25 protein-coding genes are annotated in these 22,568 nt (G+C 67.4%); 17 read left to right on the top strand and 8 right to left on the bottom strand.

Annotated features, from left to right (window positions below; genetic code table 11):
- The first annotated feature begins 40 nt into the window (after nucleotides 1-40).
- The 7 genes from AC1M2K_RS12425 (at nucleotide 41) to AC1M2K_RS12455 (ending at nucleotide 4,540) form a co-directional block, all read left to right on the top strand.
- Nucleotides 41-829 carry an LLM class F420-dependent oxidoreductase gene (locus tag AC1M2K_RS12425; RefSeq protein WP_480241230.1) on the top strand — a complete coding sequence of 263 codons (789 nt, stop codon included), beginning with the start codon at nucleotides 41-43 and terminating at the stop codon, nucleotides 827-829.
- Between the two features lie 176 nt (nucleotides 830-1,005).
- Complete coding sequence (gene rpsP, locus AC1M2K_RS12430) at nucleotides 1,006-1,428, top strand: 30S ribosomal protein S16 (protein WP_480236822.1); 423 nt, start codon at nucleotides 1,006-1,008, stop codon at nucleotides 1,426-1,428.
- 3 nt (nucleotides 1,429-1,431) lie between these two features.
- Nucleotides 1,432-1,668, top strand: coding sequence for an RNA-binding protein (locus AC1M2K_RS12435; RefSeq protein ID WP_090709355.1), 237 nt, complete (start codon nucleotides 1,432-1,434; stop codon nucleotides 1,666-1,668).
- Nucleotides 1,625-2,341: a ribosome maturation factor RimM gene (rimM, locus tag AC1M2K_RS12440; RefSeq protein ID WP_480241231.1), complete on the top strand. Its 717-nt coding sequence runs from the start codon at nucleotides 1,625-1,627 to the stop codon at nucleotides 2,339-2,341. Before AC1M2K_RS12435 ends, rimM begins: the two co-directional genes overlap by 44 nt.
- Nucleotides 2,342-2,436: 95 nt before the next feature.
- A complete protein-coding gene (mobA, locus tag AC1M2K_RS12445) occupies nucleotides 2,437-3,084 on the top strand; it encodes a molybdenum cofactor guanylyltransferase (protein ID WP_480241232.1) in 648 nt (215 codons plus the stop codon).
- Nucleotides 3,081-3,335: a DUF6457 domain-containing protein gene (locus tag AC1M2K_RS12450; RefSeq protein WP_480241233.1), complete on the top strand. Its 255-nt coding sequence runs from the start codon at nucleotides 3,081-3,083 to the stop codon at nucleotides 3,333-3,335. Before mobA ends, AC1M2K_RS12450 begins: the two co-directional genes overlap by 4 nt.
- The gene (locus AC1M2K_RS12455; RefSeq protein ID WP_480241234.1) at nucleotides 3,332-4,540 is read left to right on the top strand and encodes a molybdopterin molybdotransferase MoeA; all 1,209 of its coding nucleotides are present in this window, start codon (nucleotides 3,332-3,334) and stop codon (nucleotides 4,538-4,540) included. Before AC1M2K_RS12450 ends, AC1M2K_RS12455 begins: the two co-directional genes overlap by 4 nt.
- 10 nt (nucleotides 4,541-4,550) lie before the next feature.
- Here AC1M2K_RS12455 and AC1M2K_RS12460 read toward each other — a convergent pair whose 3' ends face one another.
- The 4 genes from AC1M2K_RS12460 to AC1M2K_RS12475 all read right to left on the bottom strand — a co-directional run bounded on the left by AC1M2K_RS12460 (nucleotide 4,551) and on the right by AC1M2K_RS12475 (nucleotide 10,412).
- Nucleotides 4,551-6,188, bottom strand: coding sequence for an FAD-dependent oxidoreductase (locus tag AC1M2K_RS12460; protein ID WP_480241235.1), 1,638 nt, complete (start codon nucleotides 6,186-6,188; stop codon nucleotides 4,551-4,553).
- Nucleotides 6,188-8,317: a molybdopterin oxidoreductase family protein gene (locus AC1M2K_RS12465; protein ID WP_480241236.1), complete on the bottom strand. Its 2,130-nt coding sequence runs from the start codon at nucleotides 8,315-8,317 to the stop codon at nucleotides 6,188-6,190. The genes AC1M2K_RS12460 and AC1M2K_RS12465 overlap by 1 nt, the downstream gene beginning before the upstream one ends.
- A gap of 26 nt (nucleotides 8,318-8,343) precedes the next feature.
- Nucleotides 8,344-9,747 carry an MFS transporter gene (locus tag AC1M2K_RS12470; protein WP_480241237.1) on the bottom strand — a complete coding sequence of 468 codons (1,404 nt, stop codon included), beginning with the start codon at nucleotides 9,745-9,747 and terminating at the stop codon, nucleotides 8,344-8,346.
- Between the two features lie 200 nt (nucleotides 9,748-9,947).
- The gene (locus tag AC1M2K_RS12475) at nucleotides 9,948-10,412 is read right to left on the bottom strand and encodes a molybdenum cofactor biosynthesis protein MoaE (protein ID WP_480241238.1); all 465 of its coding nucleotides are present in this window, start codon (nucleotides 10,410-10,412) and stop codon (nucleotides 9,948-9,950) included.
- A gap of 187 nt (nucleotides 10,413-10,599) precedes the next feature.
- On the opposite strand from AC1M2K_RS12475, the gene moaA reads away from it, so the two are divergent.
- The gene (moaA, locus tag AC1M2K_RS12480; protein WP_480236813.1) at nucleotides 10,600-11,691 is read left to right on the top strand and encodes a GTP 3',8-cyclase MoaA; all 1,092 of its coding nucleotides are present in this window, start codon (nucleotides 10,600-10,602) and stop codon (nucleotides 11,689-11,691) included.
- Between the two features lie 4 nt (nucleotides 11,692-11,695).
- Nucleotides 11,696-11,962, top strand: coding sequence for a MoaD/ThiS family protein (locus tag AC1M2K_RS12485; RefSeq protein ID WP_480241239.1), 267 nt, complete (start codon nucleotides 11,696-11,698; stop codon nucleotides 11,960-11,962).
- Here AC1M2K_RS12485 and AC1M2K_RS12490 read toward each other — a convergent pair.
- Genes AC1M2K_RS12490 through nirB form a run of 4 tightly spaced genes read right to left on the bottom strand, consistent with a single transcriptional unit; the run spans nucleotide 11,926 to nucleotide 17,573 of the window.
- Nucleotides 11,926-13,044, bottom strand: coding sequence for a ThiF family adenylyltransferase (locus AC1M2K_RS12490; RefSeq protein ID WP_480241240.1), 1,119 nt, complete (start codon nucleotides 13,042-13,044; stop codon nucleotides 11,926-11,928). The two genes, AC1M2K_RS12485 and AC1M2K_RS12490, sit on opposite strands and share 37 nt — an antisense overlap.
- A 7-nt stretch (nucleotides 13,045-13,051) precedes the next feature.
- Complete coding sequence (locus tag AC1M2K_RS12495; protein WP_480241241.1) at nucleotides 13,052-14,188, bottom strand: uroporphyrinogen-III synthase; 1,137 nt, start codon at nucleotides 14,186-14,188, stop codon at nucleotides 13,052-13,054.
- Nucleotides 14,185-14,964, bottom strand: a complete 780-nt coding sequence (gene cobA / locus AC1M2K_RS12500) for a uroporphyrinogen-III C-methyltransferase (protein WP_480241242.1) — start codon at nucleotides 14,962-14,964, stop codon at nucleotides 14,185-14,187. The genes AC1M2K_RS12495 and cobA overlap by 4 nt, the downstream gene beginning before the upstream one ends.
- A complete protein-coding gene (gene nirB, locus AC1M2K_RS12505; protein ID WP_480241243.1) occupies nucleotides 14,964-17,573 on the bottom strand; it encodes a nitrite reductase large subunit NirB in 2,610 nt (869 codons plus the stop codon). The genes cobA and nirB overlap by 1 nt, the downstream gene beginning before the upstream one ends.
- A 242-nt stretch (nucleotides 17,574-17,815) precedes the next feature.
- Between nirB and nirD the strand changes: the two genes are divergently transcribed.
- From nirD to AC1M2K_RS12545, 8 genes are all read left to right on the top strand, one after another.
- Nucleotides 17,816-18,184 carry a nitrite reductase small subunit NirD gene (gene nirD, locus AC1M2K_RS12510; RefSeq protein ID WP_480241244.1) on the top strand — a complete coding sequence of 123 codons (369 nt, stop codon included), beginning with the start codon at nucleotides 17,816-17,818 and terminating at the stop codon, nucleotides 18,182-18,184.
- Nucleotides 18,181-18,927 (top strand): sirohydrochlorin chelatase, encoded by a 747-nt coding sequence (locus tag AC1M2K_RS12515; protein WP_480241245.1) that lies wholly within the window; start codon nucleotides 18,181-18,183, stop codon nucleotides 18,925-18,927. The genes nirD and AC1M2K_RS12515 overlap by 4 nt, the downstream gene beginning before the upstream one ends.
- A 61-nt stretch (nucleotides 18,928-18,988) precedes the next feature.
- Nucleotides 18,989-19,717, top strand: a complete 729-nt coding sequence (gene trmD / locus AC1M2K_RS12520) for a tRNA (guanosine(37)-N1)-methyltransferase TrmD (RefSeq protein ID WP_480241246.1) — start codon at nucleotides 18,989-18,991, stop codon at nucleotides 19,715-19,717.
- Nucleotides 19,718-19,733: 16 nt separating this feature from the next.
- Nucleotides 19,734-20,228 carry a hypothetical protein gene (locus AC1M2K_RS12525; RefSeq protein WP_480241247.1) on the top strand — a complete coding sequence of 165 codons (495 nt, stop codon included), beginning with the start codon at nucleotides 19,734-19,736 and terminating at the stop codon, nucleotides 20,226-20,228.
- A 174-nt stretch (nucleotides 20,229-20,402) separates the two neighbouring features.
- Nucleotides 20,403-20,750: a 50S ribosomal protein L19 gene (gene rplS / locus AC1M2K_RS12530; RefSeq protein WP_480236803.1), complete on the top strand. Its 348-nt coding sequence runs from the start codon at nucleotides 20,403-20,405 to the stop codon at nucleotides 20,748-20,750.
- A gap of 75 nt (nucleotides 20,751-20,825) precedes the next feature.
- The gene (lepB, locus tag AC1M2K_RS12535) at nucleotides 20,826-21,578 is read left to right on the top strand and encodes a signal peptidase I (protein ID WP_480241248.1); all 753 of its coding nucleotides are present in this window, start codon (nucleotides 20,826-20,828) and stop codon (nucleotides 21,576-21,578) included.
- On the top strand, nucleotides 21,578-22,222 hold the full coding sequence (locus tag AC1M2K_RS12540) for a ribonuclease HII (protein WP_480237354.1): 645 nt from the start codon (nucleotides 21,578-21,580) through the stop codon (nucleotides 22,220-22,222). The genes lepB and AC1M2K_RS12540 overlap by 1 nt, the downstream gene beginning before the upstream one ends.
- A 12-nt stretch (nucleotides 22,223-22,234) precedes the next feature.
- Nucleotides 22,235-22,558: a DUF2469 domain-containing protein gene (locus tag AC1M2K_RS12545; RefSeq protein WP_196834316.1), complete on the top strand. Its 324-nt coding sequence runs from the start codon at nucleotides 22,235-22,237 to the stop codon at nucleotides 22,556-22,558.
- Nucleotides 22,559-22,568 lie beyond the last annotated feature (10 nt).

Raw genomic sequence — 22,568 nt, forward strand, 5'->3', positions numbered from 1 at the left:
GGCACGCTTCATCCTTCCATGCCGGGCCTAGGCTTGAGCAATGTCCTCAGCGCAGAACCGCCCCGTCCGCATCGGTGTCCAGATCGCTCCTCAGCACGCCCCCTATGCCGCGATCCGCGACACGGTGACCGAGCTCGAAGACCTGGGCGTCGACATCATCTTCAACTGGGATCACTTCTTCCCGCTGAGCGGCGAACCGGACGGGCTGCACTTCGAGGCCTGGACCATGCTCGGAGCATGGGCTGAGCAGACCAGCAGGGTCGAGTTCGGCACCCTGGTGAACTGCAACAGCTACCGCAACGCCAACCTCCAGGCAGACATGGCCCGCACGCTCGACCACATCTCCGGTGGCCGCTTCATCTTCGGCACAGGTGCCGGCTGGTTCGAACGCGACTACGACGAGTACGGCTACGAGTTCGGCACGCCCGGCAGCCGGATCGCCGCACTCGGCGAGGCGCTCCCGGTCATCACCGACCGCTGGTCGAAGCTCAACCCGCCGCCCACGCGTCAGATCCCGATCATGATCGGCGGAGGCGGTGTGAAGAAGACCCTGCGCATCGTCGCCGAGCACGCCGACATCTGGCACAGCTTCAGCACGCCGGAGGTCCTGACCGAGAAACTGGAGATCCTCCGCGGGCACGGTGACGCCGTCGGCCGCGACACGACCTCCATCGAGATCTCCACCGAGTTGAGGGGCAGGGACGAGGCCACGGCAGACGAGCTGCATGCCCTCGGCACGACGATGTTCACCCTGGGGATCACCGGCCCTCACCACGACATCGCCAACGTCAAGCGCTGGCTCGCCTGGCGTGACAGCGTCACATCCTGAACCTCCCACGCGCGCTGGTAACACAGTCGCCGAATATCTGACAGAATGGTTAGTCGAGTCTGCACTCGCCCGACCCTCTAATCAGGCGCTGCAGCAATAAGAGCTTTCGGACCGAGTGTGCCCCCACGCAGCCGGTGACGAGCACAATCACACAACAAATAACTTTCAGGAGAATTGTGTCTGTCAAGATTCGTTTGAAGCGCCTGGGCAAGATCCGCGCACCGTACTACCGCATCGTCGTCGCCGACTCACGCACCAAGCGTGACGGCCGCGTCATCGAGGAAATCGGCCAGTACCACCCCACCGAGGAGCCCTCGTTCATCGAGGTCAAGTCCGAGCGTGCACAGTACTGGCTGTCCGTCGGCGCCCAGCCGACCCCTCAGGTCGAAGCCATCCTCAAGCTCACGGGCGACTGGGGCAAGTTCAAGGGTGACAAGGATGCCGTCTCGACCGTCAAGGTGAAGGAGCCCAAGGTTCCGTTCGTCGCCGACGAGAAGAAGAAGCCCGTTCTCAAGCCGAAGGCCGAAAAGCCTGCGGTCAAGGAAGAAGCTCCCGCCGAGACTGAGGCCGCTCCGGCCGTTGAAGAAGACAAGGCGTAACAATTGCTCGCACCTGCTCTCGAACACCTCGTCAAGGGGATTGTTGACAATCCGGACGACGTGACCGTCGTAGCGCAGAGCTCACCACGCGGTGAGGTCCTCGAGGTTCGCGTGAACCCCGAGGACCTCGGCCGTGTGATCGGCCGCTCAGGCCGGACGGCCAAGGCGCTTCGCACACTCGTTTCCGCTCTCGCCGATGGTCGCCGCGTTCGCGTCGACGTCGTCGACACCGATTCCTGACGTGAGCGCTGCCCAGACGCCGAAGACCCAGCTCAGGGTCGGACGGCTCACGAAGGCCCACGGGCTCAAGGGAGCCATCAAGCTCGAACTCTTCACCGATGACCCCGGACGCCGGTTCGTCCCCGGGGCCGTCTTCACCCTCCAGGTTCCCACCGGGTCCGCCTGGCACGGCAAATCGCTCACTCTGACCGAGCTGCGCTGGTACAACGGCCACCCGGTCGGATTCTTCGAGGGTGTCACCGACCGCTCAGAGGCTGAGACGCTCGTGAAGGCGATCCTCTGGATCGAGCAGGACTCGGCCGAGGCATCCCCTGAAGAGGACGCCTGGTACGACCACCAGCTCGTCGGCCTCGCCGTTCACCGTGACGGCCAGAAGGTCGGCACCGTCGCCCGCGTCGACCACTTCCCGGCCCAGGACCTCCTCATCGTCACCACGGCGACCGGTGACGTCATGGTGCCGTTCGTCAAGGCACTCGTGCCCGCCGTCGACATCGAGACCGGCATCGTCACCGTCACTCCTCCCGCCGGGCTCTTCGAAGAGCTCCCCGAGGACGACGCAGACGACGACGAGCCCGCCGCCGGGGAAACCGCGGCCGACGGCGACACCACCGACGCACCGGGCGTCCTCGAAACCGACGACGCATCGACGACCGAGGACGACTCGTCGCGCTGACGACTCTCCTCCGGCGCCGTCACACGTCGGAAACACGCCCGATCTAGGCTGGGTACAGCGCCTGGACATCTGACGGCGCCGGATCGAGGCACGACATGTCGGAACACGCAGACGTGGCACCCACCCTGCTCGCCGACCTCGACGTCGTCATCCTCGCCGGAGGCCGAGGTTCCCGTCTCGGAGGGACGGACAAGTCCTCTCTCGTCTTCAGGGGCGCACCCCTCCGACGACACGTCCTGACCGCCGTGCGGGCTGCCCGCCGCGTGGTCTGGGTGGGGGAGTCGACCTCTGCCCTCGCCGTCGACGCCTGGCCGGAGCTCGTGGTGACGAGGGAACAGCCCGCATTCGCGGGTCCCTCCGCCGCCCTCGCCGCCGGACTGGCCGCGCTCGGGCCGGACGCAGCCCCCTTCACGCTCGTCCTCGCGGCAGACCTTCCACGCGCCACAGACGCGGTCCCCGAGCTCCTGCGGGGCTTTCTCCGCACAGGGGGAGGCGTCCTCGCGGTCGACGACACCGGGCGTCGCCAGTTCCTGCTCGGTGTGTACCCCAGCGGAGCACTGCGCCGGGAGGTGGCCAGGTACGCCGGTGGTCTCGACGGACTTCCGCTGCGTCGGCTGATCGACGCCATCGAACTCACCGACGTGCAGATCGACGGCGGGCTCTGCGCCGACATCGACACCGCAGAGGATGCCGCCCGTCACGGCATCCGCGTTCCCGTCCTCACTGGAAGCGACATCTCATGACCGATCCATCAGACCTGGAAGGGTGGGCGCGCCGGCTGACCGAAGCACTCGGGATCCCCGACTTCGACCCCGACATCGCGCTCATCCTCGACCTCGCACGCGACGCCGCGCACGGTGTCGCGCGCCCCGCTGCCCCGCTGACCACGTTCCTGGTCGGCTATGCGGCAGGGAAGACCGGAGGGTCGGCACGCGACATCGAAGCACTCAGCCGGACAGCGAGCGCCCTGGCCGCAGGCGACCAGACGCCGTGAGCGGTACGTCCTGGGCGACGGCGCGGGATCTGGCGTGGCAGACGGGGCGCGACACACCTCTGGAACGGTCGCGTGTCCCGCTGGACGAGGCCCTCGGCCGGATCGCCGCCGCGCCGCTCATCGCGCTCGTCGGGCTGCCGACGGCATCCGTCAGCGCCATGGACGGATGGGCCGTCGCCGGCGACCCTCCCTGGCGCGTGGGCGAACGGGTCGGAATGGGCAGCGTTCCCGACGACATCCCGCTCGCGTCGTCCTCGGCGCGTCCGATCACCACAGGCGCACCGATTCCCGCAGGAACGTTCGGCGTGCTGCGGAGCGAACACGGCCGGGTCGAGCCCGACACGGACGGCACCCTGTGGTTGGAGCGCAGCACGCGAATCGGTCCCGACCACCCGACCGCGGACGCGCATGTCCGGCTGCGTGGGGAGGAACTCGACGCTGGCACGACCCTTGTCCGTGCCGGTGCGGTGTTCACGCCCGCCCGCATCGCCCTGGCCGCGGCCTGCGGGCACGATTCTGTCCTGGTGACGGAACGCCCTCGGGTCACCATCCTGATCACCGGAGACGAACTCCTGACGTCGGGAATCCCGTCGCCCGGTTCGGTGCGGGATGCGCTCGGCCCTGTGCTCCCCGGTCTCGTGCGCGGGGCGGGCGCGACCATCGTCGATGTCCAGGCGGTCAGTGACACCGCCGTCGGCACCGAGGCCGCCATCGAGAGGGCGGAGGGCGACCTCGTCGTGACCACTGGGGGGAGTTCACGTGGTGACACCGACCGGGTGCGGCCCGTGCTCCTTAGCTCAGGGGCGATCGTGTTCGACGGTGTGGACGTACGCCCCGGTCATCCTGTGCTCCTGGGGCGAACGAGCGCAGGCACCCCGGTGCTCGCGTTGCCGGGGAACCCGCTCGCTGCACTCGTCTGCTTCGTCAGCTTCGGCATCCCGCTGATCCGGGGGATGCTCGGGATGGACGACGAGACCATCCCCGAGATCGACACGCCGACTCTGCCCCATGACGTGACGACCGCCGTCGGCCGCGGACTCACCGTTCTCGTCCCGTTCAGCCGGGAACGCGGCATCCCCGTCGTGAGCCGATGGCGAGGCCCAGCAATGCTGAGGGGACTGGCAGACGCGGACGGGTTGCTCGTCGTCGAACCGTCAGACGCGTCACCCGGCTTCAGCGTAAGGCTGCTCGACCTGCCCTGGTGAGGGCAGCCGGTCAGACTGCCAGCTCCTGCTTCCCCTCCGACTCGGCGAAACGCGTGAGCAGCTCACCGATGCGGCCCTTGCACCCGCCGCAGCCGGTTCCAGCACGGGTGGATTTCCCGATGCACGCCACTGTCGTGTTGCCCTGGTGTGCCGACTCCTCGATCTTCTCGACGGTGACGCCGTTGCACCAGCAGACCGTCGCGGTCGGTGCGAACGCGTCAGCGGTCGATTCTGCGGAGTAGTCGGGGCCATCGAAGCGCATCAGCACGGAGCGGTCAGCGGGCAGTTCGCTTCCGCGTTCGAACAGCATCGTCAGTTCCGCGGCCGTCCTCGGCATACCCACACTGACGAATCCGGTGAGGATGCCGTCGCGGGTCACCATCTTGAGGTAGCGGCCATGCTCCGGGTCGGCCCACTGCGCCACCCGCCGCGGAGCGACGGGGTGCACAGGGCCGCTGGCGGGGTCATGGTCGTCGTCCCACGGCTCGACCGACACATCGCCGACAGCGACGACGTCGACGCCGTCGGCCTTCAGCATCACGAGGGCCGGTCGTTCGACGGGCGGTTCAGTCGGAGCGCGATCGCCTGCGGCCTCTGCGGCGAGGTGGCCGGCGAGCCATTCAGCCTGCCGCCAGCCGGGGCCGATCAGGCCAGAGGGGGCGCCGGGTACGTCCCGCTGCACCCGGAGTTCGTCTGTCGGCTCGGTGATCTGGGCGCAGTCGCCGATGGCGTAGACGCGGTCGTCCGACCAGGACCGGAGGTTCTCGCCGACGAGGATGCCGGCGGCGACCCGCAGGCCGGCAAGCACGGCGAGGTCGGTGCGGGCGCTCACTCCGCAGGAGAGGATCAGCAGATCGCCGGGAATCTTCTTGCCGTCTGCGGTGATGAGGGCGTCGAAGGTGTGCGTGCCTGCGCTGTCGTCGGTGTGGAAGCTCACGGCCTCGGCCCTGCTGTGGGCGACGACGCTCACGCCCAGCCGTCGGAGGGCAGCGGTGAGCACGCTGCCGGCTCCACGGTCGAGGTTGCGCGGCATCGGGAACCCGCCGTGGTGCACAACGCACACCTCTGCGCCCTCCTTCGCAGCGGCGAGGGCGACCTCGAGGCCCAGCACGCCTGCGCCGAGCACGATGATCCGCTTCCTGCCGTCGACCGCATTCCTGACCCTGTCGGCGTCGGCGAGGTCGCGGAGCACTGTGATGCCGTCCGGCAGCTCGTCGTCGGCGCCGACAAGGGTATCCGTGTACTTCTCGAGGGACATCCGGTCCCGGCGGTGTTTGTCGACACCCTCGAGCGTCGGGACGTTGGCGCGGGCGCCCGTGGCAAGGACGAGACGGTCATACGGGACCTGATCGCCCGAACTCAGCCCGACCAGACGCAGCTCCCGGTCGACCGACAGCACCGTGACGCCCGTGTGCACGGTGGCGCCTGCGGCGCTGAGCTCCGCAGTGCCCGGCAGGATCATTGCGTCGAGTTCGGCGTGGCCGACCGCGTATTCGGCGACGAGTACGCGGTTGTACGGCTCGGAGTCCTCGCGGCCGATCACCGTCAACGCGATCCGACCGTCGCTCACGGAGGGGAGGAGTTCCTCGGCGAACCGGGCGCCGACGGACCCGAACCCGACGAGGACGACCCGCTCAGCGGCTCGCATCAGACGACCGCCCCTGCAACGGCACTCACCGTGACGGCCGCCGTCTTGAAATCGGGCATCCCGGACACCGGATCGGTGGCATCCTGCGTCAACAGGTTCGCCGAATCCGCTCCCGCGTAGTGGAAGGGGACGAACACCGTGTCGTGACGGATGTCTGTGCTCAGCCTCGCCCGGCAGCGGAGCTGCCCACGATCGTTGGCCACGTCGACCATCCCTCCGTCGACGATGCCCAGCCGTGCGGCCGTTGCCGGGTGGATCTGGACGAACACCTCGGGTTGGGCGTCGTTCAGTTCATCGACGCGGCGGGTCTGGGCGCCAGACTGGTAATGCTCGAGCAGGCGGCCGGTGATGAGGGTGAGTTGCCCGTCGGTGTAGAGCCGTTCGGCTTTCGCGTGCGGAGCGACGGCGACGATGCGGGCCAGGCCGTCGGGGTGCGCGAACGACTCGGCGAACAGGCGGGGGGTTCCTGTCGATCCGACGGGGTAGGGCCAGAACGCAGGGGCCTCGGTGTCGAGGAGTTCGTAGCTGAGGCCGGAGTAGTCGGCGATGCCGCCTGCGGACGCGCGGGCGAGCTCGTCGAAGACCTCACGCGGGTCAGTGCTGAAGGTCGACGGGGAGTCCAGGCGGCGAGCGAGTTCGTGCATGATCCACAGTTCCGTTCGTGCTCCTGCCGGTGCGTCCAGCGCCTTCCTGCGGCGGATGACGCGGCCTTCGAGGGAGGTCATGGTTCCTTCTTCCTCCGCCCACTGGGTGACGGGGAGGACGACGTCGGCGAGAGCGGCGGTCTCGGAGAGGAAGAAGTCGCAGACGATGAGGAGGTCGAGCCGGGCGAGACCGTCGCGCACCGAACTGACGTTGGGCGCTGAGACGACGACGTTCGACCCGTGGACGAGGAGCGCACGGATACCGTCGGGGCGGCCGAGCGTTTTGAGGAGTTCGACGGCGGGGAGCCCGGGGCCGGGGATCAGGGATTCGTCGACGCCCCAGACGGCGGCGACGTGGCGCCGGCCGGCCGGATCGGTGATCTTGCGGTAGCCGGGGAGCTGGTCGCATTTCTGGCCGTGCTCCCGGCCCCCCTGGCCGTTACCCTGCCCGGTCAGCGTGCCGTAGCCGGATCCCGGTCGCCCGGGAAGGCCGAGGATGAGACTGAGGTTGATGGCGGCTGTCGTGGTGTCTGTTCCGTCGACGTGCTGTTCGATGCCGCGACCGGTGAGAATGTAGCTGCCGCCGCCGGATGCGAGGCGGCGCGCGACCTCACGCAACTGTGCGACGGGAATTCCTGTGGATGCCTGGACCCGCTCGGGCCACCAGGCGCTCACGCTGCGGCGGAGTTCGGCGAACCCGGTCGTGCGCCCAGCCACGTACGCCTCGTCGACGAGCTTCTCGGCGATCACGATGTGGATGAGGCCGAGCAGCAGGATGAGGTCGGTTGCCGGCGCGGGCTGGAGATGGATGCCCTTGCCGTCGTCGGTGAGCTTCGCTGTGGATGAGCGCCGCGGATCGACGACGATGAGTCCTCCGGCCGCCTGAGCTCCTGTGAGGTGGCCGATGAACGGGGGCATCGTCTCGCCGACGTTCGAACCGAGCATGAGGATCGTGGATGCCCCATCGAGGTCCTCGAGAGGGAACGGGAGCCCGCGGTCGAGGCCGAAGGCCCTGTTCCCCGCCGCAGCGGCGGAGGACATGCAGAAACGGCCGTTGTAGTCGATCCGGCTCGTGCCGAGGGCGATCCGCGCGAACTTACCGAGTTGGTATGCCTTCTCGTTCGTGAGCCCGCCACCGCCGAAGACGCCGATGGCATCCGCCCCGTGAGCCTCACGGATGCCGATCAGCCGCGTGGCTATGAGGTCGAGTGCCTCCTCCCAGCCGGCCTCGCGGAAATCACCGGTCGCATCCTTCAGGAGCGGAGACGTGAGGCGCCCGCCGGACGCGAGCAGCTCGGCTGACGTCCAGCCCTTCTTGCACAGCCCGCCACGGTTGGTGGGGAAGTCGCGACCGGACACGACAACCGGAAGGCGGGCGGGGCCGCCTTCCGGTGTCGCGTCTTGCGGGGTGAGCGCCATGGCGCACTGCAGTGCGCAGTACGGGCAGTGGGTTGCTGTCCCAGCTGATGTTCCGATGGTGCTCATGTGTGGTGCTTTCGTTCGTGGGCGGTTCAGAGTCGCTGGCCGGCCAGGGAGGCGTTCTTGCGGTAGTACACGAGGTAGGTGACGGCGACGAGCACGGCGTATGCGGCGACGAATCCGAAGAACGCGGCTTCATAACCTCCCGTCGTGGACTGCGACAGGTTGAGGATCTGCGGGATCGCGAACCCGCCGTATGCGCCGATCGCCGAGATGAGGCCGAGTGCGGCCGCAGCCTTGCGCTGAGTCGTGACATCCGACCCGGCCGAGTGGGCGTTGGTCGAACCTGCCCGTGCGGCGAAGACGCTCGGGATCATCCGGTAGGTGGAACCGTTCCCGACACCTGACGCCATGAACAGCACGAGGAAGCAACCGAGGAACAGCCAGAAGTTGCCCAGCGGAAGGGTCCACAGCACGGCGAGAGCGCCGACGGCCATGACGCTGAAAGCGACCATCGTAATTACGGCACCGCCGAAGCGGTCGGCGAGCTTGCCGCCGTACGGTCGGGCGAGCGAACCGGTCAGCGCACCGAGGAACGCCAGGGAGATCGATGCTGCCCCGACGGCGAAGGTGGAGAACTCGGGGAACTGGTCGGCGATGAGCTTCGGGAAGACCGAGGCGAAACCGATGAACGAACCGAAGGTGCCGATGTAGAGGACCGCGAGGATCCACAGGTGCGGCTCGCGGAGAGCCGCCGCTGAGCCGGCGAAGTCGGCCTTGGCGCTCGACAGGTTGTCCATGTAGCGGTATGCGCCGAACATGGCGAGGAGGATGAACGGCACCCAGATCCAGCCGGCGAGGGAGAGGTTGAGGCTGGCTCCCGCTCCGATGGTGACGGCGATCGGCACGACGAACTGCGCGACGGATGCACCGAGGTTGCCTCCTGCGGCGTTGAGGCCGAGTGCCCAGCCCTTCTCCCTCTGCGGGTAGAAGAAGGTGATGTTCGACATGGAGCTGGCGAAGTTGCCGCCGCCGAGGCCGGCGAGGGCTGCGATGCCGAGCATGACCGGGAACGGGATCTCCGGGTTCTGCACGGCGAACGCGAGGGCGATGGAGGGGATGAGGAGCAGCCCGGCCGAGATGATCGTCCAGTTGCGGCCGCCCACCTTCGGCACCATGAACGAGTAGGGGAACCTCAGCGTCGCCCCGACAAGGCTCGGCATGGAGATGAGCCAGAACGTCTCGGTCGTCGTGAAGGTGAACCCGGCGGCGGGGAGCATGACGACGACGATGCTCCAGAGCTGCCAGATGACGAAGCCGAGGAACTCGGCGAAGATCGACCAGCTGAGGTTGCGGCGGGCGATCGAGCGGCCCTGCCGGTCCCAGAATCCGGTGTCTTCCGGGTCCCAGTTGTCGATCCAGCGGCCTGGCCGGTGGACCAGTTCGACCGTGGACGGCGCTGCGGTGGCGGGCGGGGCGGTGAGCGGTGCGGTCATGAGGACTCCAAGAACGTCGGGGGAGCAAAGGCGGTGCGGAGTATGTCTGGTTCCGACGCTAGAGAGTCCGTGTTTCCGTTCTTCGAGTGGGGCGTTAACGCTGCATTCCCTGCCGCTCACACCGGTGCGGGTACTCCGTGGGGCACGCGTCACATGTTCGTTACATGAGGCGCGACGGCCCGTCGGAGCAGGGGCCAGCATCAACCGATCGCCTGCACCCATTCGGTGCCCCCGTCGTCGAACGCCTGCTCCTTCCAGATCGGAACGGACTCCTTCACCCGGTCGACGAGGGCAGCGCATGCCAGGAACGCCTCGGCCCTGTGGGCGCTCGCCACAGCGCAGCCGAGGGCCAGCCCGCCGATGTCGAGTCGGCCGACCCGGTGGGCGACCGCGACGACGACGTCGGGGAAATCACGGCAGACCGACTCCGCCGCGGCGCGCAGCGCGTCCCCGGCGAGCGGATGCCCCGAGTAGCTCAGCCAGGTGACGCCCCGATCGTCGTCATGGTTGCGCACGACGCCCTCGAACGTGACGACAGCGCCCATCGTGGCGTCCGTCACTGCGGCACGAAGCCCGTCGAGATCGATCGGGTCCGCGGTCACGATCGCGACCTTCACCGCGTCGGAGCGCTCGTCCTGAACGCCGCCGTCACTCGTCGGAGACATGGTCGCCACCGCCTGAGAACCGGGGACTGCAGGAGGCAAGGCAGGGGGGCATTCGCGTGTTCCGTTTCGTCGGTGCTAGGCAACGATAACCCTCATAGCAGCCCGAAAACCGCGGTTTTGAGCCGAATTTACGCTCACGAAACATGCCCGCAATGCGGCTCGGCGAAGAATTTCGTAGGGTTACCGCATGAGTGTTGCCCTGGGCATCCCGCGCCATCGCCCCAGCGCCATCGAGCCGGAATCGTTCCGGTTGCCGGTCGAACGGCCGCGATCGGACGCCCTCATCGACACCTTCGGACGCACAGCCACCGACCTCAGGATCTCCCTCACCGACAAGTGCAATCTGCGCTGCACCTACTGCATGCCGGCTGAGGGGCTCCCCAGCCAGCCGGTCGACGCGCTGATGACCGCTGACGAGATCAGGCGGCTCGTCGGCATAGCCGTCGGCACTCTCGGAGTGCGCCAGGTGCGGTTCACCGGCGGGGAGCCGTTGTTGCGCGCCGACCTGGTCGACATCGTCGCGGCCTGTGCTGGCCTGCCAGACCGGCCGGAGATTTCCCTCACCACGAATGCGATCGGCCTGGCCTCCCGGGCGGAGAAACTCCACGCCGCAGGCCTGGACCGGTTGAACATCTCACTCGACTCCCTGCACCCTGACGTCTTCGCCCTCATCACCCGGCGTCCGTTCCTCCAGAGGGTTCTCGACGGAATCGCCGCAGCAGGGACGGCCGGGTTCGGCTCGATCAAGATCAACACCGTCCTTGTGCGCGGGGTGAACGACGACCAGGCCGTCGAACTCCTGGACTGGTCGCTGCGCCACGGCCACCAGCTCAGGTTCATCGAGCAGATGCCCCTCGACGCTGACCACAGCTGGACCCGCGAGGGAATGGTGACGGCAGCGGAGATCCGGCGGATGCTGTCCTCCGAATTCGCGCTCACACCGGATGTCGTCCCGAGGGACGGTGCGCCGGCGGAGCTCTGGCAGGTCCGCAGGCCGGGGACCGACAGGCTTCTCGGTCGCGTCGGCATCATCGCATCGGTGACCGAACCGTTCTGCGGCGATTGCAGGCGGACCCGGCTGACAGCTGAAGGCGGAGTCCGCAACTGCCTGTTCGCGAACGATGAGACCGACCTGCTCGGCCCGCTGCGAAGCGGAGCAGACGATGACACGCTCGCTCGGCTCTGGCAGGGTGAGATGTGGCGAAAGGCGGCAGGGCACGAGGTCAACACCCCCGGTTTCGTGCAGCCGGAACGCACGATGAGCGCCATTGGAGGCTGAGCGGATGACCATCGGAATCGACGTGCGTTACTTCGCAGCCGCGGCCGCAGGCGTCGGCAGGACGACGGACCGGCTGGAGTACTCACAGCCCGTCACGATCGACGCGGTTCTCGCGGACGTCGAGCGGTCGGCGACGACAGGCGAGACGATGCTGGGCACCGTCCTCGGACGCTGCTCATTCATCGTCAACGGAGTCACCACGCGGGATCGGGACAGGCAACTCGCCGACGGCGATCAGCTCGACGTGTTGCCGCCGTTCGCGGGCGGCTGACGCCTCAGCCAGGAACGGATGCCTCCGTCGAGGCTCATCGCCTGGTACCCCTGCCGGGTGAGGAACGCGGTGGCGACCGCGGAGCGCACGCCGATCTCGCAGTACACGACGAGCGGAACGTCCGGGTCGAGCCGGCCGAGAGCATCCGCGAGGTCATCCTGCGGGATGTTCAGCGATCCCGGAATCGCTGACGCACGGTGTTCATCCGCTTCGCGCACGTCGATCACCGTCAGACGGCTTCCGTCAGCACGAAGCGCGTCGAACTCGGCAGCGGTCACGGTTTCGTGCGTCGCGGTCGGCGGGCTCGTCGACCCGTGCAGCCGGGAACCCCCCGCCCGCAGGGGGATTTCGCGGAACCCGGCGGTGAGGGCATCGATGACGAGCACCCGCCCGAGCAAGGGTTCACCGAAGCCGACCACGAGCTTCATCACCTCGGCGGCCATCACCCCGGCGACGATCGCGCAGCTCGAGCCGAGCACACCTACCAGCTCGCAGGACTCGGCGGTGTTCGATGCCGCCTCATCGGGGAAGAGGTCGCGGAACCCGGGGGAGTCCGGCCCGGACGCTGGATCGAACACCGAGACCATCCCATCGAACCGGAGAACGGACCCCCACACGAGCGGGACCGAGTGATGCTCGGCCGCATCGGCAGTGAGGTAGTGCGTTTCGAACGTATCCGTTCCGTCGACGATCAGGTCGTACCCCGTCGTCACGGCGAGTGCGTTCTCCCGGGTCAGGCGCACCGGATGCTGGATCACGGTCACGTCCGGGTTCACCGTCGCGAGGGTGCGCGCCGCGGAGGACGTCTTCGCCTCACCGACACTGTCCGACCGATGGACGGTCTGCCTGGCGAGGTTCGACTCGGCGACGACGTCGTCGTCGACCAGCCCGATCGTGCCGATCCCAGCGGCGGCGAGCGAGATCAGGAGTGGTGAGCCGAGCCCGCCTGCACCGACGACGAGGACCCGTGCGGCGGAGATGCGTTCCTGCCCTGCCGCTCCGACCTCCTGAAGCACCGTCTGGCGGCGGTACCTCTCGGTCGTTTCCGGTCGCGTAGTCCGCGAGGAAGGGGGCTGGGTCATCTCGGTCTCAGACGTCGATCCGGTAGCCGCGCTTCACCACGGTGTTGACGAGGCCTGGTACCCCGAGCGACTGCCGCAGCCGGCTCATCGAGACCTCGAGGGCGTGCTCGTCGACGGTCCCAGGAAGGGCGGCGGCCAGTTCGGCGCGCGAGACCACTCCGCCGCCTGCCTTCATCAGCCGCCGGAAGAGCACCAGAGCCGACGGAGCCAGCTGGACCCGTCCGGTCGGGAGGTCGACGAGGCATCCGCGCAGGGCGACGGATCCCAGGCGTGTCTCCAGCCGGATCACCCCGTACTGTTCGAGGTGTTCGCAGACCAGCCGGATCAGCGCGCCCATCCGGTATCGCTCCGGCATGATCGGGCTGATCCCGTAGGCGATGAGCGGCGCGGCCGTGACGGGTCCGACGGCAGCGGTGAAGACGTCGCCGAGGAACGCATCGAGCAGGTCAGAGTCCTGGCCGAGCGCCTCAGCGGCGTTGAACAGGGCGTCGACAGCCGGGGCACTCGTGAATGTGACGACGTCGATGGCTCCACCGATGACCGCATCGATGAGCTTCTTCACCCTGTCGTCGGTCTGATCGGGGTCGGCCCAGCGGTACGGGGCGACGGTGAGCACTTCGGAGTGGACGGCACGCAACCGGTCGAGCTGCCCCTCGTCGGTGTAGCCGTGCAGCTGGACGGCGATGCGGAGCCCGGGTGGGAAATCCGCGAGAACCTTCGTGACGAGGGACGCCGTGGTCTCCTCCTCGCTCATCCCGACATCGTTCAGCCCTGTGGCCCGGATCGCCCCGCGCGCCTTAGGGCCACGGACGAGGATGGAGGTCTCAGACAGGGCGTCGACGAGGTCGTGGCCGAGGCCTGCTGTGTCTGCGATCTCGAACCAGCGGCGGATGCCGTACGAGGTCGTCGCGAGAAGCACATCGGGCTGGGCGGCGATGATCGCGCGGGTGTCTGCGATCAGCGGTTCGTCGTGTGCAGCGTGCGCGATGCGCAGGGTGGGCGCGTGGACGACCTGCGCCCCGCGGCGCTCGAACGAATCGATCAGGTCCTGTGACCGGCGGTCGCTGGTCACCCCGATGCGGAATCCTTCGAGCTGGTCGGCGCGGAATCCGGGAACGGTGCTGCCTGTGGTGCTGTCGCTCATCCGAACGCCGCCATCCGGCCGGCGCGGTCCATCAGCGCGCCGGCGTCGAGATCGCCCTCGAATGCGAGGTCGACGACCCGTCCGATCACGAGGACGGCGGGCGAGCGGACCTCGACCTGGGCCGCCACGTGGACGACAGAACCGAGGTCGGCGATCGTCGTTCGCTGGTCGACGCTGAATCCGCGTTCGATGATCGCCACGGGGGTGTCTGAGGGGAGACCCTCACGCAGCAGCCCCTGGCTGAGAGTCGGCAACGTGCCGACCCCCATCAGCACGACGATCGTGCTGCCGAGACCGGCCAGGTGGCGGTGTTCGCTGTCGGTGAGCGGGGCGTGACCTGACACAACGGTGAACATGTGGCTCACACCACGGTGGGTCAGCGGGATGCCGACTGAGGCGGGAACGGCGACGGCGCTGGTCACGCCGGGGATGACCTTCACCGGAATGCCGACGCGGTGGCAGGCGAGAACCTCTTCGCTTCCGCGTCCGAAAACATACGGGTCGCCGCCCTTGAGCCGGACAACGTTCGCACCGGTGAGGGCGTGCCGGACGATTTCCGCCTCGATGCCCTCCTGCCCGATCGGGTGGTGCCCAGGGCGCTTGCCCACGTCGATGAGAGTCGCCTTCGGGGCGAGTTCGGTCAGGTGAGAGTGCGGAGCGAGCCGGTCGTACAGGACGACGTCTGCGCGGCTGAGCGCGGCGACGGCAGCGGCTGTCAGCAGCGCTTCGTCCCCGGGTCCTCCACCGACAAGCGTGACTGTTCCGGCATCCGTCATTACGCCCCTTCCCTTACAGGAATGGTAGGCCCTGCAAGGTAGACGGCGTCGCCTCTCTCGATCTCCTCGCTCGTCGCCGGGCGCATCTGTCCCCGCTCGGAAACCCGTGCGACGCTCGGGTCGGCCGTTGCTGGCTCGTTCACGAATGAGCGGAACTTCTTGAGGCGCTCGGGGTCGGCGAGAGTGGCCGCCCACTCGTCTTCGTAATTGTCGACGTGCTTCGCCATCGACTCTTCCAGCTCGACGCCGAGGCCGAGTGAGTCTTCGACGACGACCTCACGGACGTGGTCGATACCGCCGTCGAGGTCTTCCATCCACCTGGCCGTGCGCTGCAGCCGGTCAGCTGTGCGGATGTAGTACATCAGGTAGCGGTCGATGTACCGGATCAGGGTCTCGTCATCGATGTCGCCCACGAGGAGCTGTGCGTGGGTGGGCTGGAAGCCGCCGTTGCCGCCGACATACAGGTTCCACCCCTTGTCTGTGGCGATGACGCCGACGTCCTTGCCCCTCGCCTCGGCGCATTCACGGGCACAGCCGGACACGCCGATCTTGAACTTGTGCGGCGAGCGCAGGCCACGGTATCTCAGCTCGAGGGCGACGGCCATGCTCACGGAGTCCTGGACGCCGAAGCGGCACCAGGTGGAGCCGACACAACTCTTGACGTTCCTCAGGGACTTTCCGTAGGCCTGTCCTGACTCCATGCCTGCGTCGACGAGGATCTTCCAGATCTGCGGCAGCTGGTCGAGGCGCGCTCCGAAGAGGTCGATGCGCTGGCCGCCGGTGATCTTCGTGTACAGACCGAAGTCCGTGGCCACTTGCGCGATGACGGCGAGTTTCTGCGGGGTGATCTCGCCGCCGGGGATGCGGGGGACCACCGAGTACGTGCCGTCCTTCTGCATGTTGGCCATGGCGCGGTCGTTGGTGTCCTGGAGGGTGCCACGGCCGGAATCGAGGATGTGGCCGTCGTGCTGGCTGGCGAGGATGGATGCGACGGCCGGCTTGCAGACGTCGCAGCCCCTGCCCTGCCCGAACCGTTCGATGATCTCGTCGAACGAGGTCAGTTCGTAGACGCGGACGGTTTCGAACAGTTCCTGGCGGGAGAGCTCGAAGTGCTCGCAGAGGGCACGTGAGACGGCGATACCCGACCGGGTCAGCTCGGTCTCGAGGATCTTCTTCACGAGGGGGACGCACGATCCGCACTGGGTACCCGCCCGTGTGCAGGTCTTCAGCTCGCCGAGGTCGGTGCATGCGTCGGTGTGGACGCCGTTGATGGCGTCGCGCACCGTGCCGGCGCTGACGTTGTTGCAGGCGCAGACGAGGGCGTCGTCAGGCAGCTCGTCACCCGCAGGCGCTTCCATGCCCGATGCGGAGAGGTACGCGGCCGGTTCGCTGGAGAGCTCAGACCCGAGCATGGGGCGCAGCGCCGCGTACGGTGAGGCGTCGCCGACGAAGATGCCGCCGAGCAGCGTTTTCGCATCGTCGGTCATCACGAGCTTCTGGTAGAGGCCGCGGGCGGGGTCGGCGTAGACGATCTCGAGGCAGTGCTCCGTCGTGGCGAGGGCGTCACCGAAACTGGCGACGTCCACACCGGACAGCTTCAGCTTCGTGGCGTCGTCGACGGTGGTGAATTCTGCCGACCCGCCGAGGAGGCGGTCGGCGACGACTTCGGCCATGGCGTTGGCCGGGGCAACGAGCCCGGTGCAACGCCCTTCGAAGTTCGCAACCTCGCCGATCGCCCAGACGTTCTCGTGCGAGGTCCTGCAGTCCGTCCCGATGACGATCCCGCCGCGCTCGCCGAGGTCTATCCCGGCGGCCTGGGCGAGTTCGTCACGCGGGCGGATGCCGATGGCGAAGACGACGAGGTCCGCGGCGATCTGCTGGCCGCTGGCGAACTTCACGCCGGTCACCGTGCCGTTGTCGGAGTCGAGGATGCTGCGCGGCCGGGTCCCGAGGTGCAGGCCGATGCCCTGCGAGGAGATGATGCGTCCGAGGGCGCGGCCGGCGCCTTCGTCGAGCTGGGCGGACATCAGCCAGGAGCCGGAGTGGACGACACTGGCGTCAGCACCTCGTCTGGACAGGCCGCCTGCGGCTTCGAGGCCGAGCAGCCCGCCACCGGCGACGAGGACGCGCGCGGGGCGGCCCAGCTCGACGGCGAGCCGGTCGACCTCGGCGGAGAGGTAGTCGACGTCGTCGATCGTGCGGTACACCTTGGCATGTTCGTGCCCGGTGATCTCAGGGACGGGAGCCGATGAGCCGGTGGCGAAGACGAGGTCGTCGTACCGGAGCGTGCGTCCGCTGGACGTCGTGACGGTCTTCGCGTCGGGGTCGACGGCATCCGCTCGTTCGTCGAGGAGCAGTGTCACGTGGTCGTTGTCCCAGACGTTCGCGGGCTGCAGGGTCAGATCTGCGTCGTGTTCCAGGCGCTTGCTGAGTGCGACGCGGTCGTACGGGAGGTACGGCTCCTCGCAGATCACCGTGACGTGGAGGGTGCGTGCATCGTCACGGGAGTGCACGGCGTCGGCGAATCGGTGGGCGGCGGGGCCTCCTCCGATCACGACGATCTCGCGAACGCCGTCGGACCGGGCCGGACCCGTAGTGGAGTCAGTCATCGTCAGGTACCTCCAAGTAACTGGTGTCCGGCGAGCGTAACCTCACGCCGTTACCGCCCAATTTCCCGGATATGTCCACGTCTTGTCGGGCGCCGCACAGCGGGTGGAGTGGAGTGAGAGGACGGATTCACACGACCGAAACATCCCATTGCCCTCGGCGAAACAGGGTGCGCATAGCGTCGCTGGTGACCGGAAAGGCTCGCACCGCGCTGAGCCGGGACACGATGGGCAGGGTGGTTCGCATGACCATAGCAATCGACACGGACGTTCGCCGGACACCGGTGGCCGAGTGGGAGAGCGTCTGCGCCGTCGAGGATCTCGAACCCTCGTGGGGTGAGGTGGCCCTGCTCAGGGCCCAGCAGATCGCCTTGTTCCTGCTGTCGAAAGATGAGGTGTATGCCGTGTCACATCGAGACCCGCACACGGACGCGAACGTCATGGCCAGGGGGATCGTCGGCTCGAAGGGCGACAGGCCCACCGTCGCATCACCCCTCCACAAGGAGGTCTACGACCTCGCGACCGGCGAGTGCTTCAGCAATCCGGAACTCGTTCTCCAGACGTACCGCACCCGCATCGTCGGGGGAATGATCGAAGTGGAGTTGTCAGCGTGACGCTGCTCGCCGGGTTCCCGCGCACCAGGACCACCGCGGCTCTCGTCGCGATTTCGCACGGGACGAGTTCCCCGGCGGGCCAGGCCGCTGTGGAAGGCCTGGTCGATGCGGTCTCGGCGAGCCTGCCCGGCTCGAAGGTCGAAGGCGGATTCGTCGACGTCCAGCAGCCGGACGTACCCGCGACCCTCGACAGGCTCGACACAGACCAGCCAGCGGTGATCGTTCCGCTGCTTCTCTCCGCAGGTTTCCACGTGCACGTCGACCTCGTGAACGAAGCTGAGGCCTCCGGCCGGGTGACAGCGATCGCTCGCGCCCTCGGCCCCGACGATCGGCTGGTCAGCCTTCTCGCCCGTCGGCTCGACGAGTCCGGACTCACCGATTCGGATTCCGTGGTGCTCTGTGCCGCCGGGTCCACCGATGCCAGGGCCGTCGCCGACTGCCGCGAGACCGCCGAGAGGCTCAGCCGTGTGCTCGACCGCCCGGTGAGCCTCGGGTTCATCTCGGCCGCGCACCCGCCGATCGAGACCGCCGTCGGCGAAGCGCGTTCCGCTAGTCCTGACGCCAGGGTGCTCGTCGCCACCTACCTCCTGGCGCCCGGCTACTTCGCCGACCTCGCGAACGCCACGAGTGCCGAACTTGCAACGCCGCCGCTCCTCACCGACGGAGGCGAGGCGCCTGCCGAGCTCATCGAGATCGTGCGCGACCGCTACCTCGCCATGCTCGCAGGGGCCGACGCCTCCTGAGCAGGGTTAGCTCCATCCGGCCGGGGCGATCCTGGCGCGTGTGTCCGCCTAGGATTTCAGCATGCGCATTGATATCGTCACGATCTTTCCCGAGTTCTTCGACGTGCTCGATATCTCGCTGCTCGGCAAAGCCCGCCAGGCGGGGATCATCGACCTCGGCGTGCACAACCTGCGCGACGCGACGACCGACAGGCACCGCACGGTCGACGACACCCCGTACGGAGGGGGAGCCGGCATGGTGATGAAGCCGGAGCCGTGGGGGCAGGTCCTCGACGGCATCCTCGATGCCGACGACGAACCGGATGCCGGACCTCTCGTCATCTTCCCGTCGCCGGCCGGAGAGGTCTTCACCCAGGCGATGGCGCGGGAACTCGCTGCCGAACCGCACCTCGTGTTCGGCTGCGGCCGCTACGAGGGCATCGACCAGCGTGTCTTCGACGACACGTCGACCAGGGCCAGGGTGCGACTCGTCAGCCTCGGAGACTACGTTCTCAACGGGGGAGAGGTGGCCGTGATGGCCATGGTCGAGGCCATCGGCCGGCTTATCCCCGGCGTCGTCGGCAACCCCCACTCGCTCGTCGAGGAATCACACGAGGACGGGCTCCTGGAGGCTCCCAGCTACACCAAGCCGGCGTCATGGCGCGGCCTCGACGTGCCACCGATCCTCCTGAGCGGGAACCACGGCGCCATCGCGGCCTGGCGCAAGGAGCAGCAGCTCGAGCGGACCAGACGTGTGCGGCCTGACCTGCTCGCGGGGGCTGAAAATCACCGGGATTCTCCCAGCGCATAGGTTCTAGGCTGGTGCCATGATTATTCGTCGCGCTTTCCGCACCTGGATGGTCATTGCGGCCGTCGTGCTGCCGATCTGGCCCCTTGTCGGCTGGGGCATCTTCGGCGGTGGCGGCTGGGCGTTCCTCGGGTTGCTCATCTCCATGCCGATCCTGTTCATCGCGATGATGGTCGTCGCCGGTCTCATCTGGGCCCGACCGACGGTGCGCCGCGAGAGGGCCGTCTCCTGGCCTGACGTCGGCATCCTCACCCTCTGGCACGTGTCGGTGATCGGTTTCGGCCTCTTCGGACCGGCATCCAACGCATTCGCGGTCCTCGGAGTGATCGTCGGACTCGCCGCGTTCTGGCTGGTGCTGTGGGAGTTCTTCACCGACGCCAGGGACCGCGCACGCGAGACGATCGCCGAGTTCGAGCAGGCGGCCGCGCGGCCGTCGAGCGTGAGCCCGTCCGGTATCCGTGACGGCGACGAGCTCATCGTTATCCGGGAGAAGCCGATCGACCCTCAGGACTGACCTCGCGCTTTTGCGCGGGAGAGCCCGTTCATGGCAGAATAGACGATTGTGCCGCGGCCAGACTCTGCCACAGGGGAGCCAGCGCCACTGCCTCGGAAATCGAGGCGCCGGACACACCCCCCATCATCCCTGAATTCGTAGTCGACCTGTGGCGGTTACAGAGAGCGAAATATCATGCACATCCTCGACAGCGTCGATGCAGCATCCCTCAAGTCCGACATTCCTGCATTCCGTGCGGGCGACACCGTCAAGGTGCACGTCAACATCGTTGAGGGCAGCCGTTCTCGTATCCAGGTCTTCCAGGGCATCGTCATCGGCCGTCAGGGCGAGGGCGTCCGTGAGACGTTCGCCGTCCGCAAGGTCAGCTTCGGTGTCGGCGTGGAGCGTAAGTTCCCGGTGCACTCCCCGGTGATCGACCAGATCGAGGTCGTCACCCGCGGTGACGTGCGTCGCGCCAAGCTGTACTTCCTCCGCGAACTCCGCGGCAAGAAGGCGAAGATCAAGGAAAAGCGCGACAACTAAGTCCCGCAGATCCGTTCCGAGTGAACCGAACCCGAGCTCCCCACCGATAAACTGGTGGGGAGCTCGGGCGGTTAAATGACTGAAACAATCCTGCCGGCAGACGATTTGTCCGCCGGGCCACGTCGGCGTTCCCGCAAGAAGGGAACGCTCCTTTTTCTGCGCGATGTGCTTGTCATCTTCATCGTCGCACTCCTTGTCTCCTTCCTCGTGAAGACGTTTCTGGTGCGGTCGTTCTACATCCCGTCAGCATCGATGGAGCAGACGCTCCGCATCGACGACCGGATCCTCGTCAACGAACTCGTCCCAGACCTCGTCGGTCTCGAACGCGGCGACGTCGTCGTCTTCCGTGATCCGGGCGGATGGCTGCCCCCGACCCCCGGCCCCGACCTGCCGCCCCTCACCGCCGCGGCTGACTGGGTGCTCTCCCTCGTCGGCCTGTCCGCCTCGGACAGCGACGACCACCTCATCAAGAGGGTGGTCGGCCTGCCGGGCGATCACGTCGTCTGCTGCAACGCGCTCGGTCAGATGAGCGTGAACGATGTGCCCCTGACCGAGCCGTACATCACGATGCCCGCCGGAAAGACGGATGTCTCCGAGGTCGCCTTCGACGTCGTCGTGCCGAAGAACTCGCTCTGGGTGATGGGGGACAACCGCTACAACTCGCGCGACTCCCGCTACAACCAGGAACAGCCCGGCAACGGCTTCGTCCCCGTCGACAACGTCGTCGGGCGCGCCTTCGTCATCAGCTGGCCGACCGCGCACTGGGACTGGCTCTCCAACTATCCGGAGGTCTTCTCGGGCGTGCCCGACGAGGTCTCCGCGAAATGATGGCGGTCTCAGACCCGTCGGACGAGGTCGAGCGCGAACTGTTCGCCGGAGGGGCCAGATACATCATCGGCTGTGACGAGGTCGGTCGTGGGGCACTTGCCGGACCGGTCGCCGTCGGGATGGCCGTGGTCGCAGCAGACTGCGGACCCCACCCGGACGGCCTTCGCGATTCGAAGATGCTCAGCGAGAAACGCCGAGTCGCACTCGACCCGCTCCTGCGCGACTGGGTGCTGTTCTCCGCGGTCGGCCTCGCCGACGCAGTGGAGGTGGACGAGCTCGGCATCATCCACTGCCTCGGCCTCGCCGCGAAGCGCGCCCTGCGCCAGCTCTTCGACCAGGGCGCCGACATCGCGGCGAGTGTCATCCTGCTCGACGGCAACTCCGATTACCTCAACCCCGTGCTGGCGAGCCCGCTCGACGTGCGGACCCGTATCAAGGCCGACAGGGATTGTGTGTCTGTCGCGGCGGCATCCGTCATCGCGAAGGTGCACCGCGACACCATGATGATCGCGTCTGACAGTGTGTCTCCCGGCTACGGCTGGAGCGGCAACAAGGGCTACAGCAGCGAGACCCACCTGAACGCCATCCGGTCGCTCGGCGTGACGTCGCTCCACCGGAAGAGCTGGCTCGTCGCCTACGCGTAGGATGGATGCACCATGGAAGAAGACGAGTTCGAGGACTACGACCGCGAGGTCGAGCTTGCCCTGTATCGGGAGTATCGCGACGTCGTGTCGCAGTTCAAATTTGTGATCGAGACCGAGCGCCGGTTCTACCTCGCCAACGATGTCGACCTCGTCCGCAGGGACACCGAGCACGACTTCTACTTCGAGATCACCATGAACGACGTGTGGGTCTGGGACGTCTACCGTTCCGACCGTTTCGTGAAGAGCGTGCGCGTGCTGACGTTCAAGGACGTCAACATCGAGGAGCTCTCGACCCGGGACTTCGAACTGCCGAAGGAACTCGCGCTCGACGAGTGATCTCCGTCTG

The organism is Mycetocola sp. Y171, from assembly GCF_056713165.1.